Source organism: Enterobacter sp. 03-F-07-AD-ECC (genome assembly GCF_047530935.1).
GTDB classification, from domain to species: domain Bacteria; phylum Pseudomonadota; class Gammaproteobacteria; order Enterobacterales; family Enterobacteriaceae; genus Enterobacter; species Enterobacter cloacae.
This window is the reverse complement of record NZ_JBLKBZ010000012.1, coordinates 62,491-80,230: the sequence shown is the minus strand read 5'-3', so window position 1 is coordinate 80,230 and position 17,740 is coordinate 62,491. Positions and strand designations below refer to the sequence as shown.

19 protein-coding genes and 1 other RNA gene are annotated in these 17,740 nt (G+C 56.3%); 7 read left to right on the top strand and 13 right to left on the bottom strand.

Features of this window, described 5'->3' with window-relative positions; all coding sequences use genetic code 11:
* The first annotated feature begins 46 nt into the window (after positions 1-46).
* Positions 47-514: a YlaC family protein gene (locus tag ACMWKA_RS17430; RefSeq protein ID WP_013095887.1), complete on the top strand. Its 468-nt coding sequence runs from the start codon at positions 47-49 to the stop codon at positions 512-514.
* Here ACMWKA_RS17430 and ACMWKA_RS17425 read toward each other — a convergent pair.
* Positions 486-1,946, bottom strand: coding sequence for a PLP-dependent aminotransferase family protein (locus tag ACMWKA_RS17425; protein ID WP_414760457.1), 1,461 nt, complete (start codon positions 1,944-1,946; stop codon positions 486-488). The two genes, ACMWKA_RS17430 and ACMWKA_RS17425, sit on opposite strands and share 29 nt — an antisense overlap.
* 101 nt (positions 1,947-2,047) lie before the next feature.
* On the opposite strand from ACMWKA_RS17425, the gene ACMWKA_RS17420 reads away from it, so the two are divergent.
* On the top strand, positions 2,048-2,758 hold the full coding sequence (locus tag ACMWKA_RS17420) for a GNAT family N-acetyltransferase (protein WP_023620096.1): 711 nt from the start codon (positions 2,048-2,050) through the stop codon (positions 2,756-2,758).
* Here ACMWKA_RS17420 and ykgO read toward each other — a convergent pair.
* Together ykgO and ACMWKA_RS17410 are read right to left on the bottom strand one after the other, a co-directional pair.
* A complete protein-coding gene (gene ykgO, locus ACMWKA_RS17415; protein ID WP_003859006.1) occupies positions 2,755-2,895 on the bottom strand; it encodes a type B 50S ribosomal protein L36 in 141 nt (46 codons plus the stop codon). The genes ACMWKA_RS17420 and ykgO overlap by 4 nt on opposite strands.
* A 2-nt stretch (positions 2,896-2,897) precedes the next feature.
* A complete protein-coding gene (locus ACMWKA_RS17410) occupies positions 2,898-3,158 on the bottom strand; it encodes a type B 50S ribosomal protein L31 (protein ID WP_139937107.1) in 261 nt (86 codons plus the stop codon).
* Between the two features lie 231 nt (positions 3,159-3,389).
* Here ACMWKA_RS17410 and ACMWKA_RS17405 point away from each other — a divergent pair, with 231 nt between their 5' ends.
* Entirely contained in the window at positions 3,390-4,967 is a 1,578-nt protein-coding gene (locus ACMWKA_RS17405; protein ID WP_045292923.1) for an EAL domain-containing protein, read from the top strand.
* Here the strand turns inward: ACMWKA_RS17405 and ACMWKA_RS17400 are convergent.
* Positions 4,948-5,223 (bottom strand): metal/formaldehyde-sensitive transcriptional repressor, encoded by a 276-nt coding sequence (locus tag ACMWKA_RS17400; protein ID WP_014830896.1) that lies wholly within the window; start codon positions 5,221-5,223, stop codon positions 4,948-4,950. The genes ACMWKA_RS17405 and ACMWKA_RS17400 overlap by 20 nt on opposite strands.
* Before the next feature lie 134 nt (positions 5,224-5,357).
* On the opposite strand from ACMWKA_RS17400, the gene ACMWKA_RS17395 reads away from it, so the two are divergent.
* Positions 5,358-6,191 carry a nickel/cobalt efflux protein RcnA gene (locus tag ACMWKA_RS17395; RefSeq protein WP_095454704.1) on the top strand — a complete coding sequence of 278 codons (834 nt, stop codon included), beginning with the start codon at positions 5,358-5,360 and terminating at the stop codon, positions 6,189-6,191.
* Positions 6,192-6,224: 33 nt separating this feature from the next.
* On the opposite strand, the gene ACMWKA_RS17390 is transcribed toward ACMWKA_RS17395, so the two are convergent.
* The 3 genes from ACMWKA_RS17390 to ACMWKA_RS17380 all read right to left on the bottom strand — a co-directional run bounded on the left by ACMWKA_RS17390 (position 6,225) and on the right by ACMWKA_RS17380 (position 11,180).
* On the bottom strand, positions 6,225-9,317 hold the full coding sequence (locus ACMWKA_RS17390) for a beta-galactosidase (protein ID WP_414760456.1): 3,093 nt from the start codon (positions 9,315-9,317) through the stop codon (positions 6,225-6,227).
* 103 nt (positions 9,318-9,420) lie between these two features.
* Entirely contained in the window at positions 9,421-10,491 is a 1,071-nt protein-coding gene (locus tag ACMWKA_RS17385; protein WP_161656982.1) for a LacI family DNA-binding transcriptional regulator, read from the bottom strand.
* Positions 10,492-10,568: 77 nt separating this feature from the next.
* Positions 10,569-11,180, bottom strand: a complete 612-nt coding sequence (locus ACMWKA_RS17380; protein WP_013095879.1) for a YczE/YyaS/YitT family protein — start codon at positions 11,178-11,180, stop codon at positions 10,569-10,571.
* 85 nt (positions 11,181-11,265) lie between these two features.
* Between ACMWKA_RS17380 and ACMWKA_RS17375 the strand changes: the two genes are divergently transcribed.
* On the top strand, positions 11,266-12,687 hold the full coding sequence (locus tag ACMWKA_RS17375; RefSeq protein WP_246949841.1) for a PLP-dependent aminotransferase family protein: 1,422 nt from the start codon (positions 11,266-11,268) through the stop codon (positions 12,685-12,687).
* A gap of 78 nt (positions 12,688-12,765) precedes the next feature.
* Here the strand turns inward: ACMWKA_RS17375 and ACMWKA_RS17370 are convergent, their stop codons facing one another.
* The 3 genes from ACMWKA_RS17370 to ffs all read right to left on the bottom strand — a co-directional run bounded on the left by ACMWKA_RS17370 (position 12,766) and on the right by ffs (position 13,593).
* Positions 12,766-12,981: a hypothetical protein gene (locus ACMWKA_RS17370; protein ID WP_013095877.1), complete on the bottom strand. Its 216-nt coding sequence runs from the start codon at positions 12,979-12,981 to the stop codon at positions 12,766-12,768.
* Positions 12,978-13,229 carry a hypothetical protein gene (locus ACMWKA_RS17365; RefSeq protein ID WP_020686138.1) on the bottom strand — a complete coding sequence of 84 codons (252 nt, stop codon included), beginning with the start codon at positions 13,227-13,229 and terminating at the stop codon, positions 12,978-12,980. Before ACMWKA_RS17365 ends, ACMWKA_RS17370 begins: the two co-directional genes overlap by 4 nt.
* Before the next feature lie 267 nt (positions 13,230-13,496).
* An RNA gene (gene ffs / locus ACMWKA_RS17360) (signal recognition particle sRNA small type) lies at positions 13,497-13,593 on the bottom strand.
* Between the two features lie 169 nt (positions 13,594-13,762).
* Here ffs and ACMWKA_RS17355 point away from each other — a divergent pair.
* Positions 13,763-14,074 carry an MGMT family protein gene (locus ACMWKA_RS17355; RefSeq protein WP_023620099.1) on the top strand — a complete coding sequence of 104 codons (312 nt, stop codon included), beginning with the start codon at positions 13,763-13,765 and terminating at the stop codon, positions 14,072-14,074.
* Between the two features lie 29 nt (positions 14,075-14,103).
* Here the strand turns inward: ACMWKA_RS17355 and ACMWKA_RS17350 are convergent, their stop codons facing one another.
* Complete coding sequence (locus ACMWKA_RS17350) at positions 14,104-14,631, bottom strand: YbaY family lipoprotein (protein ID WP_013095874.1); 528 nt, start codon at positions 14,629-14,631, stop codon at positions 14,104-14,106.
* 203 nt (positions 14,632-14,834) lie between these two features.
* On the opposite strand from ACMWKA_RS17350, the gene tesB reads away from it, so the two are divergent.
* On the top strand, positions 14,835-15,695 hold the full coding sequence (tesB, locus tag ACMWKA_RS17345) for an acyl-CoA thioesterase II (RefSeq protein ID WP_020686136.1): 861 nt from the start codon (positions 14,835-14,837) through the stop codon (positions 15,693-15,695).
* A gap of 178 nt (positions 15,696-15,873) precedes the next feature.
* Here the strand turns inward: tesB and amtB are convergent, their stop codons facing one another.
* Positions 15,874-17,160, bottom strand: a complete 1,287-nt coding sequence (gene amtB / locus ACMWKA_RS17340; RefSeq protein ID WP_013095872.1) for an ammonium transporter AmtB — start codon at positions 17,158-17,160, stop codon at positions 15,874-15,876.
* 35 nt (positions 17,161-17,195) lie between these two features.
* Positions 17,196-17,534 (bottom strand): P-II family nitrogen regulator, encoded by a 339-nt coding sequence (gene glnK, locus ACMWKA_RS17335; protein ID WP_008503304.1) that lies wholly within the window; start codon positions 17,532-17,534, stop codon positions 17,196-17,198.
* Positions 17,535-17,740: the final 206 nt, after the last annotated feature.

Below are 17,740 nucleotides of genomic sequence, written 5' to 3'. Positions count from 1 at the left end.
CTAAAATAGGCAGATCCCCTGTATTCAACAATCATGAAGGCAAAAAATGACCGAAATACAGCGCCTGCTTACCGCCACCATCGACGATCTCAACATCCGCGAAAAGCGCGATAATCGCCCGCGCTTTAGCATTAGCTTTATTCGCAAACATCCAGGCCTGTTTGTCGCAATGTATGCCGCCTGGCTGGCAACGCTGATTGTCATGCTGAAATCCGAAACGCTGGTGGACTCCGTCTGGCTGCTTGTGGTGCTGTTTGTGGTATTTAACGCGTTTTTCTTTTTTGATGTGCATCCGCGCTATCGTTATGAAGATATCGACGTGCTCGATTTCCGGGTCTGCTATAACGGCGAGTGGTACAACACCCGTTTTGTCCCGCCGGAGCTGATCGACAGCATTCTGCACTCCCCTGCGGTAGAAACCGAACAAAAAGAGAAACTGCAAAAAATGGTCTCAACCAAAGGCCAGCTCTCTTTCTATGATGTCTTTACCCTTTCCCGCCCTGCTGTTGCGTGATCAGTATCTGTATGCGTCGGATAGCCGACGCATACAGTGAAGCGGATGTGTTCCCGTAGCCTAATACCAGACCGCTCTGCCCCTGTTTTGTATCAAGGTAATACCCGCTCAATGCCGCCGGAGCCAGCTGATACGCCCTGGCCTGTTCCACCAGTTGCCTGTCGTCGATTCCGTCAATCGCCACCGTCAGATGCATGCCCCCTTCCCCCGCCAGAATCCGGTGTGGTACATGAAGCTCCGCATTCAGAGCCTCACGCAACTGCCGGTAGCGTTTACGATAGAGACGACGCATGGCTGCCAAATGGCGCGCATAGTGGCCCTCTTCAATGAACAGCGCCAGGGTACGCTGCTCGGCGCGATGCCCACCGCGCAATAACGAACCGATGGCCGGGCGTGCCGCTTTCGCCAGCGCCGGGGGGAAAACCATAAACCCCATTCTGAGCGACGGGAATAACGTTTTGCTGAATGTTCCCAGATAAACAACGGGCGCATGGTTAATCATTCCCAGCATCGCCGGTACCGGCTCACCGCTATAACGAAACTCGCTGTCGTAATCATCCTCGATAATCCAGGCGTTATGTTGTCGCGCCACATCCAGTAACGCCAGACGCCGCCGCGCGCTGAGGACACTTCCGTACGGAAACTGATGTGAAGGTGAAGTAAAAATAAGCGAAGGGGACGGCGCCTCTGTTCCTTCCCAGCACATGCCCTCTCCATCAACCGGTATTCCCGTTATGGATAAACCCGCTTTCACAAAGGCGCTTTTTGCGCCGGCATAGCCGGGATCTTCCACCCAGGCAACATCGCCCGGCTCACTCAACAGCAGGGTGCAGAGGTTCACACCTTCCAGTGCGCCTTCGGTGATCACAATCTGGCTGGCGTCGCAGTCAATCCCACGGGAAAGCGCAAGGTGGCGGGCAATGGCCGCCCGCAAAGCAGGTTCCCCGGCGGGATCGCCGTAGCCCAACAGGGTACTTCCCTCCTCCCGCAACACGCGATCGTACAGGCGCCGCCAGAGCGGCAAGGGAAAATAGTTGATGGCCGGTGTCCCCGGCGTAAAGGCCAGAACCGGCGTGCTACGCGGTACAGGGGCAGGCAGTGCGCTAACCCGCCCGGCAAGCGCAACCGCGGGCGCCGGTAAATCCTGCGCGAGCTGACGGGCCGCCAGCGGTGCCACCCGCGTTCCCTGGCGGCTACGCAACAGATACCCTTCGAGGGTGAGCTGTTCCAGTGCCCCATTAACGGTGTTTCGGGAAAGGGAAAGGTGCCCGGCCAGCGTCCTGGAACCAGACAGGCGACTACCGGACTGTAACCTGCCGGACAATATGTACTCCCGCAATGAAAGATAAAGCGTGCGCTGCAGCGTCTCTTGTCCGCGGTTTTTCAGCGCCGTATTCAGCAAGGTATACAGTTCATCGCCTGGAATATTCATCGCCCCTCCTCGTGGTACCACCAAAACATAGCCTGTTGGTCCTTTTTAAGGAACCACTTCTTCACTAGTCTGGAACTCTTTACAACGTCACGGAGATGAAGATGAATACTTTCAATCAGTTTGGGCAGCCGGTGGGCGAAGCGCTAATCGACTGGCAGCCCCGTCAGCACCCTTCCCGGGTGGTCCTTCAGGGCCGCTACTGCTGGCTTGAGCCGCTGCAGGTGGAGCATGCCGGTGCGCTGTTTGCCGCTTATTCGCTCGCCGGGGATACCCGAAGCTGGACATGGCTTCTGCGTGAACCCGATGCCACGGCAGGAGAATTTGCCGCATGGGTGGCAAGCGTGAGTGAATTATCAGACCCGATACACTTTACCGTCTTCGATAATCAGACCCGCTCCCCGGTGGGAACCCTGGCCCTGATGCGTATCGACCCTAAAAATGGCGTTGTGGAGGTGGGACATGTTCATTTTTCCCCGCTGTTGAGCCGCACGCCAATGTCTACCGAAGCGCAGTTTCTGCTGATGCAATACGTGTTCGATACTCTGGGCTACCGGCGTTATGAGTGGAAGTGCAACAGCCTGAACGAGCCTTCCCGCAAGGCTGCGCTGCGTCTGGGCTTTTTGTTTGAGGGGCGTTTTCGCCAGGCGCTGGTCACCAAAGGCCATAACCGGGATACGGACTGGTTTTCGATTATCGACAAAGAGTGGCCAGCGCTGGCGAGCGCCTTTGAAAGCTGGCTTGCCACCGACAATTTTACTGCCGATGGCAAACAGAAAAGATCCCTGGAAAGCTGGCGTGAAACGGGCGTCTAGCGTCTTTTTTTACGTCCCTGCACCGCTTTAAAGCGCGGGTTTGATTTGCAAATCACATACAGGCGTCCCTTACGTTTGACTATCTGGCAATCCGGGTGACGCTGTTTCGCACTCCGCAACGAGTTAAGTACCTGCATGATCACCCCCGCTTCGCATTAAGAAAGCCGCCAAAACGTTTACGGAAGCGCGCCGCGCTGCCATCCGTCGAGAAGGTTTTCTGTTTGCCGGTATAAAACGGATGCGATTTTGAAGAGACCTCGACGGTGATGTAAGGATAGGTTTCACCGTCGAGTTCAATTTCGCGGTCAGTCTTGATGGTTGAACCAACTTTAAAGTATTCATTGGCACTGGTGTCGTGAAACACCACGGTGCGATAGGCTGGATGGATATTGGGTTTCATCGTGAATCACTCATGTTTTGTTATAACATAACAAAATAATATCCAGGCTCTGCGGTAAAAACAACCCCCGAGAGTGCATCACATTTCCGACGATATTTTTTGATTTCGCTGCTGCGGAACGAAAACCATGACGCTCACGTGCTATAACTATATCATTTCGCGGTAAAAACTTTCTCCTCTGGCAAGCGTCTCAGTGCCCTGGAGTGGGCATATGAGGAAGGACACGGCAGCATGAAAACCCGACATCTGGTCAGCCTGGTGACTGGCATACTGATCTTTTCTGTGCTGATACCGATTTGCCTCAGTATCTGGCTGGCGCATCGCCAGGCGGAAGAAAAATTTGTCGATGCGCTGGACAGCTATGCCTCACGCGTGCTGTTGCGTACGGACAGGGTTGTTGGGCAGGCCAAGGAAGCGCTCACGCAACTGCAGACCTTTAAAGGCCCTCCGTGTAGCCATTTGCATTTACGGGAAATGCGCCGGATCGCCTTCTCGTGGCTCTATGTTCAGGAAGTGATCTACACCGATAACCTTAAACCGCTGTGCTCGTCGCTGGAACAGGTCAGCAAAGCGACTGCGTTCCCGCCGCCCATGCGCATTACGGAAGATGGCTATAGCGCGTGGCTTACGAGGCCAAATGAACTCGGTTTCAACCGCAACATGGCCGTGCTGGGGCAAGGACATTATCTTGTACTGGTCGATCCCGCCTCGCTGGTGGATGTGATCCCCTTCGCCGATATTTCTATCGATGCCGCCCTGGTAGCGAACGCAACACATCTCGTGTTCTCCAGCAGCAGCAAACTGGATCCGCACATCCGCGACATGATTAAAGATCAGGAGATGGTCAGTGTTGAGTACAACGGTGCAATGTACGTCATGAAGCCCGTACCGGAGCTGGGAATAAACGTTGTTGCATGGGCTGCGCTGAAACCGCTGGCGGAAACCTGGCACCGGCAGCTCCTTTTCTGGCTGCCGTTTGGCATGCTGATAAGCCTGCTTGCCGCCCTGTTTGTTCTGCGGATATTGCGTCGCATCCAGTCACCGCGTAACCGCCTGCTTGATGCCATCAATAACCGCGAATTCGAGGTTCACTACCAGCCTATTGTGGCGCTCTGTAGCGGGAAAATAGTGGGCGCAGAGGCGCTAACGCGCTGGCCTCAGCCTGACGGGAGTAGCCTGTCGCCTGACAGTTTCGTCCCGCTGGCGGAACAAACGGGGCTTATCTCGCGCCTCACGCATCTGGTGATCGAAAAAGTGTTCGAGGATATGGGCAACTGGCTGCATCTCCATGCCGATCAGCATATCTCCGTCAACCTCGCGCCTGCAGATTTAACCTCCGGCAAGCTGCCGCCGCTTCTGAGCCAGCTACTCAATAAATGGCAAGTCCGCCCGGAACAAATAGCGCTTGAATTAACCGAACGCGGCTTTGCCGATCCCAAAATCAGCGCACCGGCCATCGCCGCTTTTCGCCGTTCGGGCCACGCCATTTACATCGATGATTTTGGCACGGGCTATTCCAGCCTGAGCTATCTGCAGGATCTGGACGTCGACACGCTGAAAATTGATAAGTCGTTCGTGGATGCGCTGGAGTACAAAAACGTAACGCCACACATTATAGAAATGGCGAAATCACTGAAGCTGGCGATGGTTGCTGAGGGAGTGGAAACCGCAGGGCAGCTCGCCTGGCTGCACCGTCACGGCGTGCAATACGGGCAAGGCTGGTACTACAGTAAGGCGCTGCCAAAAGCGGAATTTATGGCATGGGCAGAAAATAACCTTAACGCCCCTTCTACTTCAGATAAGATTTGATCACCTGTAAAACCACGCCAAGATCGGCCTCACGCTGATCTTCCTCAGGCTCTTTGACGACGTGATCGGTTAAATGGCCTTCGATCACCTGCAGCATCATGCCATTCACCGCACCGCGGATCGCGGCCAGCTGCTGTAATACCTCAGCACACTCATGCTCGTCGTTACTGAGCATTTTTTCCAGCGCGGTGCTCTGCCCCTGAATTTTCTTCAGGCGAGTCAATAACATCTTCTTGTGACGAACCGTATGTGACATCTCTGCATCCTTCTTCTTCTGGCGGATAAAGCATAACACGCCCTACTCCCCCTGAGTATTTTTCTACTGGGGGGTAGTATTCAACTACTGGGGGGGAGTACTATCTGCGCACCTTTTCCAGAGCGGATTTTGTAATGAACGATTTTGCTTCTCTTCTGCAACAGGGCAACGCATGGCTATTCATTCCCAGCGCGATCCTGCTCGGTGCCCTGCATGGTCTTGAGCCGGGCCACTCTAAAACAATGATGGCAGCCTTTATTGTGGCGATCCGTGGCACGCTGAAACAGGCGGTATTGTTGGGGCTGGCGGCCACGCTTTCCCATACCGCGGTGGTCTGGATCATTGCCATGGCGGGATTATGGTTTGGTCGCGGCTGGGATGCGCAAACCTCTGAACCCTGGTTCCAGCTTATCTCTGGGGTATTGATCGTTTTGATCGCGCTGTGGATGGCGTGGCGTACCTGGAAGGAGAATCAGCCGCACGATCATCATCACCACCATGACCATGACCATGACCATGACCATGACCATGACCATGACCACCATCATGATCATCACCACCATGAACATCAACTGGTTGCAGAGGAGTGGCAAGACGCCCACCAGCGCGCCCATGCGCAGGATATCAATCGTCGTTTTAACGGACAAAACGTCACCACCGGGCAAATTGCGATGTTTGGGCTGACCGGCGGGTTGATCCCCTGCCCGGCGTCAATCACCGTCCTGCTGATCTGTCTGCAGCTCAAGCACTTTGCCCTGGGCGCCACGCTGGTATTTAGCTTCAGTATTGGTCTGGCGTTAACTCTGGTGGCATCGGGCGCGATTGCCGCGTTAAGCCTTAAACATGCCACAAAACGCTGGCCGGGGTTCAGCGAGTTTTCTCGCAAAGCACCGTGGTTCTCTGCGGCACTGATTATCCTGGTGGGGGGTTACATGATCCTGCACGGGTTAGGCGGTATCCTGGCCTGAACCAGGCGGCCAACGCGTGGCCGCCACCGAAGGTCAGTTGAGGTTCTGACGCCAGCTAAAGCGATAGCGAAGCTGACGATTTTGCAGGATGAATTCCGGCGAGACGCTGGGGCTCCAGGAGTCATCTCCACCCACGCCCATATGGAACGCATCAAGATTGAGCCAATACCCCGGCTCGTCACGCAGCAGATGGTGATGGGTTGTCTCACGCAGCTGTTGCTGGCTGTAGCGGCTCACAGAGAAATGGAACTGCCCGTTCAACTGATGCGTCCCCAGCACCAGTTCACGGGTATCGCACCGCAAGCCGTTTTCCGTCGGGAAGATGTACGGCGTATGCATTGCCTGCAGCGGCAACGTCCAGCGCCCCTGCTGTGCTGCCAGCTTTCTGTCCGGGTAGTTTTCATGCGGCCCCAGCCCCAGCCAGTGAACGGCTTCCGGCGGCCGGGCAAGATGCATGCTCAGGCCAATACGCGCAGGCTCCGGAATATCAGACGCAACCTCTACCTCAACCTCACCGTGCAGCACACCCTGATCGTCCACCCGCCAGACTTTACGGCTCAGGAACAGCGCTTTGCCGAGATGTTCCCAGGCATGCAACGTCGTGACTACCGCCTCGCGGGCATGCTGCTCTCCTTCACAACGCAGCAACCGCGGGGTGATGTCGTACATCCCCGCCGCCTTCCAGCGCTCCACCCATGCATTTGGATCGATACGCGTGGCCTCGCTGACCCCGATATCATTGTCCAGCGGCGCGCGGGTAAAGTTATCCGTCAGCGGCGAGAGCAGCGTTTCAACGCCATTGTTCAGCCACTGCGTCAGGTGTCCTGAGGTACGGTCAACTATCCATCGCTGCTGCTGGTGCGTCAGGGTCAGCATCTCATCGGTTTGCGTCAGTACCGGCGGCACACCCACCGGTGCGGGCGGGGCGATAAACAACGGTGCCGGGAGTGGCCATTGATCCCACGCGCAGCGATGGTTTTCCGGTGACCACGGCGTCGCCTTCAGCTGGTACACCTCTACATTCAGCCAGACCTCGCCCGGCTCCGCCGTCAGCGCGGGCAGCGAGATGTCCAGACGCTGAGTCTCCTGAGGCGCGATGGAGAGCGTAACCTCCCCCTTAGCCAGCACCGTTCCGTCACGGGTCACCGACCATCTGAGCAGCTCGTTATCCGTATGACGGAACAGGTAATCGCTTTGCACGTCCACCACCAGCGGAGAAGTGCTTACCCGCGTAAAGGTAAAGAACTGCTGCGCACGCTGAGCCTCATACAGTGCCGGGTGCGGCGTGCGATCGGGGAATACCAGCCCGTTAAGGCAGAACTGTCGGTCATTGGGTGTATCACCAAAATCGCCGCCGTAGGCCCAGAATGGGGTGCCATTTTCATCTTTCTTCGTCAGCGCCTGGTCGACCCAGTCCCAGACAAATCCTCCCTGCAGACGCGGATGGCTACGAAACGCCTGCCAGTATCTGGCGAAGCCACCAAAGCTGTTGCCCATTGCGTGGGCGTATTCGCAGAGGATCAGCGGTCGGGTTTCATCCGGCATCCCGATCCATTTTTTAATGGACCATTTCGGCACCGCCGGGAACGGCTGATCCTGATCAACACGGGCATACATCGGACAAATGATATCGGTCGCCGCCGTGTTCGCCCCACCGCCTTCATATTGAACCGGGCGCGTCGGATCGGCGGTTTTTAGCCAGCGATACAGCGCGTCGTGGTTTGCACCATGACCAGACTCATTGCCCAGCGACCAGATGATAATGGACGGATGATTACGATCGCGTTGCACCATGCGGGTCACGCGCTCGCTCATGGCGGGCAGCCAGCGGGGATCGTCAGCGAGACGACTCATCGGCACCATGCCGTGGGTTTCGATATTGGCCTCGTCAACCACATACAGGCCATAGCGATCGCAAAGCCGGTACCACAGAGGATGGTTCGGGTAGTGCGAGCAGCGCACGGCGTTGAAGTTGTGCTGCTTCATGATTTCGATATCGCGACGCATCGTCGCTTCGTCCATCACCTGGCCGTTTTCCGGGTGATGTTCATGCCGGTTGACCCCGCGGATGAGCAGTGGCTTGCCGTTGAGCTTCAGCAGGCCATTGCTGATTTCAACGCGGCGGAAGCCCACATCACAGGCTTCAATCTCCAGCACCTCACCCTGCGGGTCCAGCAGCGCGATCGTCAGCCGATAAAGCGCTGGGGTCTCAGCACTCCATAAGGCGGGTGACGCAACCGGGATCGCCACCGTCAACCGCTCGGCCCAGTTGCCGCGTTCATCCACAATGGCCGAGCCTGGCTGCCGGGTGGCGCTGGCACAGCGTTCACCGTTGCGCCAGAGCGTTATTGCCACCTCGCACTCCGCAAAGTGAGCGCCCGCCAGGGCGACATCAACCTTCAGCACGGCGCGATCCAGCTCCGCATTGAGGTCGGTGACCACCTGATAATCCGCGATGTACGTCTCCGGCTTATGCAGCAGCGACACATCGCGGATAATCCCGCTCATGCGCCACATGTCCTGATCTTCCAGATAGCTTCCGTCGCACCAGCGCAAAACCATCACGGCCAGGCGGTTCTGGCCAGCACGCAATACGCCCGAGAGATCGAATTCGGCCGGCAGACGGCTGTCCTGGGAATACCCCACCCACTGACCGTTGCACCAGAGATGAAACGCCGAGTTCACGCCATCAAAGATAATGCGGGTTTGCCCGCCCTCGAGCCACGCGTCCTCCACCTCAAATGTGAGCGAGTAACAACCGACCGGATTCTCTGCCGGAACAAAGGGCGGATTGACGGGAATGGGATAGGTGACGTTGGTGTAAACAGGTGTATCAAACCCCTGCATCTGCCAGTTTGACGGCACCGGCATCGCAACGGCATCCGGGCAATCTTCGCCTGTCCATGCCTGCGGAACCTGCTCAGGTGCAGAAAAGAAGCTAAATCGCCACTCCCCATTCAGGGAACGTCGGCTGATGGATGCCGCGTCCTCTCTGGCGGCGTGTTCATTACGCCAGCTATGAAATGGCGCATGCGCCGCCAGCCGGTTCCACTGGGTGACGCCGGGATTTTCCCAGTCCCGACGGGCCAGAAGTGCGCTGAGAGTCAGCGAGACAGTATTGGACATGTTTTCCTCTTTGAGAAGCGCTCACAATTTTACTCAACATGCCCTGGCAAACTGCCGCGGTAAAGCGTGGGATCGCCGTGTAGCGAGTCAGATCACAAAAGTGTTACTGGCGAGCAAGTTGCTCTGCCAGCAGGGCCAGGCTTCTGAGCTGCTGCGCAAGATCCTCACGATCGGCCTGCTGCGGGGTGCGACGAGCACTGGATTGTCGGCTAATCAACGTGACGGGCAACTGAACCTGCCAGCAGGCTTCATGGCGGGCGGGAGCCAGCAGCCACTCCACACTTTGTTCACCTGCCTCGCGAAATGCCTGACGGATGGTGGTAAGCGGAGGTGAAAACCAGGCGCTGTCGGCGGTATCGTCAAACCCCACTATCGATATCTGGCCCGGGATCGTCACCCCTTTTTCCGCGCAGGCCCGCATCACCCCCAGCGCCATTTGATCGTTAGCCACCAGAATGGCATCCGGTAACGTTGCAGCAGACAACAGCGCATGCCCCTTCTCATAACCGCAGGCTGCGCTCCAGTCGCCGTAGGCCACCGCCGCCGCCTCAAGGCCAGCTTCCGCCAGCGCGGCTTTCCATGCCGCCAGACGGGCACGAGCGGAAACAGAGCTTTCCGGCCCGCTCAGCAATGCAATACGCTGATGCCCGAGCGACAGCAAATGTTCAACGCCCAGACGAGCGCCCTGTTCAGCATTAAACACCAGGCTGTTGACCGCTGCCGACGGAGAGACATCCAGAAACAGCACCGGCACGGGCGACGCCAGTGCCTTGAGTTGTTCGGCATGGGGATCGTCAAGCGGCACGTTCACCAGCAGGGCTTCCACGCGCTGCGCCAGCAGCTCCTGAAGCGCGGCCTGGCACTGTTGCGGATGTTCCACCATTGAGATCAGTACGCTCGCCCCCTTTTCTACCGCCCGGGATTTGACCGCAGAGACAATTTGCGAAGGCGCGTGCAGCGCCAGATCGGTAGTGATCAGTCCCAGCGTACGGATGCGCTTGCCCGCCAGCTGCTGCGCGCCACGGTTAGGAACATAGTGCAGCTCCGCCATGGCCTGCTGCACCTTTTCCCGTGTCCGGGCAGAAACATGCTCCGCGTCGTTAATCACACGGGAAACGGTTTGATAAGACACCCCCGCAAGGAGGGCAACATCATAGAGGGTAATGGCTTTCATGCGTTCCGGCCTGGTGTTAACAGAGCCGTCTATTGTGGCACAGCGCGGCCATTAATACCTGTGAGCGCTTCGCAAAATTAAACAACCCGCTCTGGCTGAGGAACGTTATCCGTACGCGGCTTCTGACGGAACCACGGCAAACAGAGCTGGATAAGCGGGCCGATGGTCAGGGCATACAGTACCGTCCCGACGCCAAACGTTCCGCCAAGGACGCAGCCAATCAGCAGAACACTCACTTCAATTGAGGTTCGAACGCTGCGGATTGACCACCCCAGCCGGGCGTGAATGCCGGTCATCAGTCCATCGCGTGGGCCCGCCCCGAACCCGGCACCGATATACATACCGGTTGCTATCGCGTTCAGCACAATGCCCCCAACCAGCAGAGCAATCCGAATGGGGAGAAGATCCAGCTCGGGGATAAGGGCCATCGAGGCATCCGCCGCCAGGCCAATACAGACTACGTTACTGAGCGTTCCCAGCCCAGGCATCTGACGCAGCGGGATCCAGAGCAGCAGCACCGCGGCACCGGTCAAAATAATCACCGTACCGATGGTCATCCCCAGTTGTAATCCCACCCCAAGGTGAAACACATCCCATGGGTCAACCCCCAGATCCGAACGAATAAACATCGCGGTTGAAAGCCCGTACAGGCCTAAACCAACGTACAGTTGCAGCAGACGACGTACCATTTTAGCTTCTCCAGTGAACCAGGCTTTCATCTTGTTCGAAAATGGCACTATGATTAATGTCCAGTTTTCAAATAGTGGACTGCATATGTCATCACGCCGTTTCGGAAGTCAGTCGCTGGTTCGCCTTTTGGGCCACTGGCAACAAACCCCGTCCCGAACCCCACTCTGGCGACAGCTGGCCGACGCGTTGCGCCTGCTGATCCTAGACGGCAGGCTGGCGTTGAGCACGCGCCTGCCCGGTGAACGTGAACTGGCCACGGCGTTAGATGTAAGCCGGACGACCATCAGCAGCGCGCTGGCCCATCTGCGAGAGGAAGGGTATCTGGAGAGCCGCCACGGCAGCGGTTCACGCGTGATCCTGCCCGATACCCGTGCCATACCGACGCTTTCAGCGGCAAGCGCAGCGCTGGATCTCTCCACTGCCGCCCTGAATGCCGGGCCAGAGATCCACCAGGCTTACACCTGGGCGCTCACCGCAATCACCCAGCATCTTACGCTGACCGGTTACGATCAGCTCGGCCTGGCGGCTCTGCGCGACGCCATTGCCGCTCGCTATACCGCACGCGGGCTGCCGACCCGCGCAGACGAAGTGATGGTGGTCAATGGTGCCGTCAGCGGTTTTGCGCTGGTACTGCGGATGATGGCCGGCCCGGGCGATCGCGTCGTGGTCGATCATCCCACCTATCCGCTGGCGATTGCAGCCATCCAGGGGGCATCGTGTCGGCCGGTGGGCGTGTCGCTGCCGGAAAGCGGCTGGGATACGGATGGCTTTGCCGCCACACTTGCGCAGACAGCACCGCGCCTGGCGTACCTGATGCCGGATTTTCACAATCCAACAGGGCGATGCATGGATATCGCCACCCGTCAGGCAATAACCGACATTGCCGCTCGCACCCGTACCACGCTGGTGGTCGATGAAACGATGGTCGATCTCTGGTTTGAAGCACCGCCCCCGCCGCCGCTGGCGTCGTTTAATTCGCAGGCTACGGTGATCACCCTGGGTTCGGCGGGAAAAAGTTTCTGGGGTGGGCTGCGCCTCGGCTGGATCCGCGCCTCGTCGCGCACCATTGCCACACTTGCCCAGACGCGGGATACGCTGGATTTAGGCTCGCCGCTGCTGGAACAGCTGGCCACGCTGTGGCTTATTAACAATAGCGAGACATTTCTGCCTGCGCGCCGGAAAATACTGAAGGAGCGACGCGACCGCTGCGGTGAACTGCTGCGCGAACATTTTCCCCAGTGGCGGTTTCAGGAGGCGGAAGGCGGGCTATCCTACTGGATCGAGCTGCCGGGCATGCTGGCGACACAACTCGCCGCACGTGCAGAGATGTTGGGGATTAATCTTGGAACCGGCACACGCTTTGGGTTATCGGGTGCGTTTGACCGCTACTTACGCGTGCCCTTCTCGCTCGAGTCGACAGAGCTTGAGCAGGCGTTGCTACGAATCAAACCGGTTTGGCTCGCATTAAATAAAACCGCACCGTCGGTAAAACGCAGTCTTGTTTAATATAAAAGTTTGAAGTGGATCATAAAATAAAAACTGCTGACTGTCATACGGCAGTCAGCAGTTTTCACCATTCAGGAATCAGTGCTGAGGAGGAATAGGAAAACCTTTCAGTGAAATAACAAAACTTTCACCGTCTTTCTTTATTTTTGCGCCGGTATCACACCAGTCAGACGCAATACGAAAGAACTCATCACTTCCTACATTCCAGCCAAGACGGACATGCTTCACGTAGCCTGAACGCAACAGATCGCAGGCTTCTTTGTAGTCACTGGCGGTCGATAGTTGTTGTTTCATTTTCTCTTCTTCAGAAGTTTACGTAGAGCTTTGATTTCTTTAGGAGTAAAAGGCGTTACACTCTCTTCTTCCGTATGCTGATTATCAATATCCTCTTCCGATACTCCCACCTCGTCTGCGGCTTCAAATGCCAGCAGCAGCAACTTCTCTGTGGTCACGCTTAAGTTTTCGTTATTCACTTCCGCATAGTGGCGAAGTCTTTCTTTTAGCGCTTCGTCAATCTTAACGTTTAATACCGCAGTAGCCATGATTGTCACTTCCCTTCGGAATAAGTGCTTTATTTAATACACGATGTTAACAATGTAATCCAGATATATATTTTTAACTTATGACAGAAAAAAGACGCCCAGAAATAAAATGACAGTCTATTATTACAGGTTTATGACAGTAATATTTCAGCGCGATGAAATATATATTACACCACGAATTAAAACCTTGTTAATTCTGTGGAATAGCCATGCCGGAAGGAAGTAAAAAAACGGGGAGATGTTGCCAGAAGCACAAATGGGTGGGGGCCCTGCCAGCTACATCCCGGCACACACGTCGTCTGCCCTGGCTGCTTCCTTCCGGACCTGACCTGGTGAACAGAGTAGCGTTGCGGGAGAACCAACAGAGCCCCCATTGTGAGCGTTGTTACCCAACGCGCTGGCGCATTATCCCTGTGCTAACGGTCAATTGCAAGCTGCCAGCAACCGGATGGTGGTTTCTTGCGCAAACAGGCACAGCAATCGGCGCAATCTTCGTTTAACATGGCACTTCACTCATCCCCACAGGTGTACTGATGGACGAACACGACTCCTTTCCACAGCGAGTGTGGCAAATTGTGGCCTCCATTCCGGAAGGCTACGTGACAACCTATGGTGACGTCGCACGTCTTGCCGGCTCCCCCCGCGCGGCGCGTCAGGTGGGTGGCGTGCTAAAACGACTCCCTGAAGGCAGTACATTACCCTGGCATCGGGTTGTGAATCGTCATGGTGCCATCTCGCTCACCGGGCCGGATTTGCAGCGCCAGAGACAGGCATTACTTTCAGAAGGGATACAGGTGTCCGGGTCAGGGCAGATTGATTTGCAGAAGTATCGCTGGGTGTATTGACCCCCTCCCCCGAAGGAGAGGGGAACACATTACAGCTGAGTCGGTGGGGTAGGTACAGACGGTTGGTTCGTCTGTGGTGCAATCGGCACTTCGGTTTGCTGCACCGGCACCAGGTTCAGGTCGATTTTCGTCCCACCGTTGTTAATGGCTTCCTGAACCGTATCGGTAATAAACACCAGCTTACCGTTGATGGTTACCGCAGCGCTCAGAAGGATACGGGCGTTCGGCTGTACGTCTGCCGGGTTATACGGCAGCACGAAGCTAAACGGTGCCTGCTTACCTTCGGTACGTACAGCACGCTGGGCCACTACTTTCGACGGCGCGTCGGCCAGAGAAGCATCAGACAGCGTGACCGTTAATACCGCATCCGGTGGTAAAGCGACTCGCTGTTTGATCCAGATAGTACCGGAAACATTAGGTTGCTGAATGGATTGCTGTGAGAGTGTATTAATCCCATTTGGATCTGCTGCTGGCACCGGCACCTGGGCGCTCTTACCTGCACAGGCGGACAACGCCACCGCAATAGCTACACCACTTAGCATGGGCACGAGTTTCATTGAAGTCTCCTTATCATCAATGCACCAGCGGGATCGATCCCATCCGATGTCGTTTCAAACACATATCGTATTCAAGTGTGGCACAGATCACTGATTAATGCCTAAATTCTCCCTGATATTCAGATAATTCTACCCGTCGGACCACTTTCATTTCTGCGTTATACTCTGCCTATCTTTCGCCACGGCGTTTATTGAGGACAACTATGAGTCAGGCACTGAACAATCTGCTGACATTACTGAATCTGGAAAAAATTGAGGAAGGACTCTTTCGCGGACAGAGCGAAGATTTGGGCTTGCGTCAGGTCTTCGGCGGGCAGGTCGTCGGACAGGCACTGTACGCTGCCAAGGAGACCGTCCCGGCAGACCGTCTGGTGCACTCCTTTCACAGCTATTTTCTGCGTCCTGGCGATAGCGCAAAACCCATTGTGTACGACGTGGAAGTGCTGCGTGACGGCAACAGCTTTAGCGCGCGCCGCGTGGCAGCCATTCAGAATGGCAAGCCCATCTTTTACATGACCGCCTCTTTCCAGGCACCGGAACCGGGTTATGAGCACCAGAAAGCTATGCCAGCGGCACCGTCGCCGGACGATCTCAAATCGGAGACCGATATCGCCCGCGCGCTGGCCCACTTGCTGCCACCGCAGGTCAAAGAGAAGTTCCTTTGTGATAAACCTCTGGAGATCCGCCCGGTCGAATTCCATAACCCGATGAAAGGCCATACGGCCGAGCCAAAACGCCAGGTCTGGATCCGCGCCAACGGCACCGTACCAGAGGATTTCCGCGTTCATCAGTATCTGCTGGGCTATGCGTCAGATTTTAACTTCCTGCCGGTTGCACTGCAGCCGCACGGCGTGGGGTTCCTTGAAAAAGGGATGCAGGTTGCGACGATCGATCACTCGATGTGGTTCCATCGTCCATTTAACATGAATGACTGGCTGCTCTACAGCGTGGAAAGCACCTCGGCGTCCAGCGCTCGCGGGTTTGTACGTGGAGAGTTTTATACGCAGGACGGCGTGCTGGTCGCCTCTACGGTGCAGGAAGGGGTGATGCGTAATCGCGGGTGATGATGCCCTCACCCTGGCCCTCTCCCACGGGGAGAGGGAATAAACACTAAAAACGGCAATCAGGGATTGCCGTTTTGCTTTTGCCTTGTGCGGCCTGATGCCCTCACCCTGGCCCTCTCCCACGGGGAGAGGGAATAAACACTAAAAACGGCAATCGAGATTGCCGTTTTGCTGTTTATTATGCGTTATACGCATTCTCGCCGTGGCTGTTGACGTCGAGACCTTCACGCTCCTGCTCTTCCGGTACGCGCAGACCCACAGTCATGTCCGCCAGTTTGTAGCCAATGAAGGCCACCACAGCAGACCACACAACGGTAATGGCGATACTTTCCAGCTGTACCAGCACCTGGTGAACCATGTCAACGCCCTCAGCGTAACCCACTCCGCCCAGCGATTTCGCGGCGAAGATACCGGTCATGATACATCCGACGATACCGCACACGCCGTGCACGCCAAAGACATCGCAAGGGTCATCCACGCGCAGAAGACGTTTCAGCGCTGTCACACCCCACAGACCCGCCAGACCTGACACCAGACCGACAAGCAGCGCACCACCGACACCGACGTAACCACATGCTGGGGTGATCCCCACCAGACCGGCAATGGCACCCGAGCACGCGCCCAGCAGAGAAGGTTTACCGCGAACCGCCCACTCACCAAACACCCATGAGAGGATTGCACCCGCCGTGGCCACCACGGTATTCACGAAGGCCAGCGCAGCGATTTCGTTAGCAGCGCTCGCAGAGCCGGCGTTGAAGCCGAACCAGCCAAAATAGAGGATTGCTGTACCGGTAAAGACCATCGGCAGGTTGTGTGGTTTGAACGCTTCTTTGCCAAAGCCCACGCGTTTGCCAATCAGGTATGCACCCACCAGACCCGCTACCGCGGCGTTGATGTGAACAACGGTGCCGCCTGCGAAATCCAGCGCGCCGTGCGACGCCAGCAGACCGCCACCCCAGACCATGTGTGCAATCGGCACATAGGAGAGCGTCAGCCAGACCACCACAAAGATCAGAACGGCAGAGAAGCGAATACGCTCAGCCAGCGCACCCACAATCAGCCCCACGGTGATACAGGCGAACGATCCCTGGAACGCAACGTGGATGTACTGATAGAAACTGCCCATCACCGCGGTCAGTTCAATATTTTTCAACATGGCCCAGTTGAAGTTGCCGAAGAAGGCGTTACCTTCACCGAAGGCCAGAGAGTAGCCGTAGACCACCCACAGCACGCAAACCAGCGCGAACGTCACGGCAACCTGCGTCAGCATGGAGAGAACGTTTTTGCCACGGATCAGGCCGCCGTAAAACAGCGCGATGCCCGGAATAGACATGAACAGCACCAGCGCGGTGCTGATCATCATAAAGGCGTTATCGGCTTTGTCTGCCACCGCAGGAGCAGCCATTGCCAGGCCCGGCAGCAGTGCCAGCGAACCCAGACCCGTTTTGATTGTTGCTATCTTCATTTTCTCGATCCCTATCACTGTGTGCCAGGAGTTACTTACAGTGCCGCTTCGTCAGATTCGCCGGTACGGATGCGAATGACGCGCTGCAGTTCGGCAACGAAAATTTTGCCGTCGCCAATTTTGCCGGTATAGGCCGCTTTGCTGATCACATCGATGACTTCATCAAGCTGGTCATCAGCAATCGCGACATCAATTTTTACTTTTGGCAGGAAATTAACGCTGTATTCCGCCCCGCGATAAAGCTCGGCATGACCCTTCTGACGACCGAAGCCTTTCACTTCGGTGACAGTCAGTCCCTGAATACCCATTGAAGACAACGCTTCACGCACGTCTTCGAGTTTGAATGGTTTGATTACCACCGTAACCAGCTTCATAGATCCCCTCCAGTCAGAATTCGGTAATGGCCGCAGCTAACACGCAGGAGACATTGCAAGGGGTGTGCCAGAAATGAAAACGGAAGGGAAAAGCGGTGCAATGCGCGTTAAAAGACCATTCATGGTCAACAGGTGAAAAAAAACGCACCATGGCAGTGCATGGCGCGTTTCGGTTTTGCACCAACAGCGGTGACTGTTAGCACGTT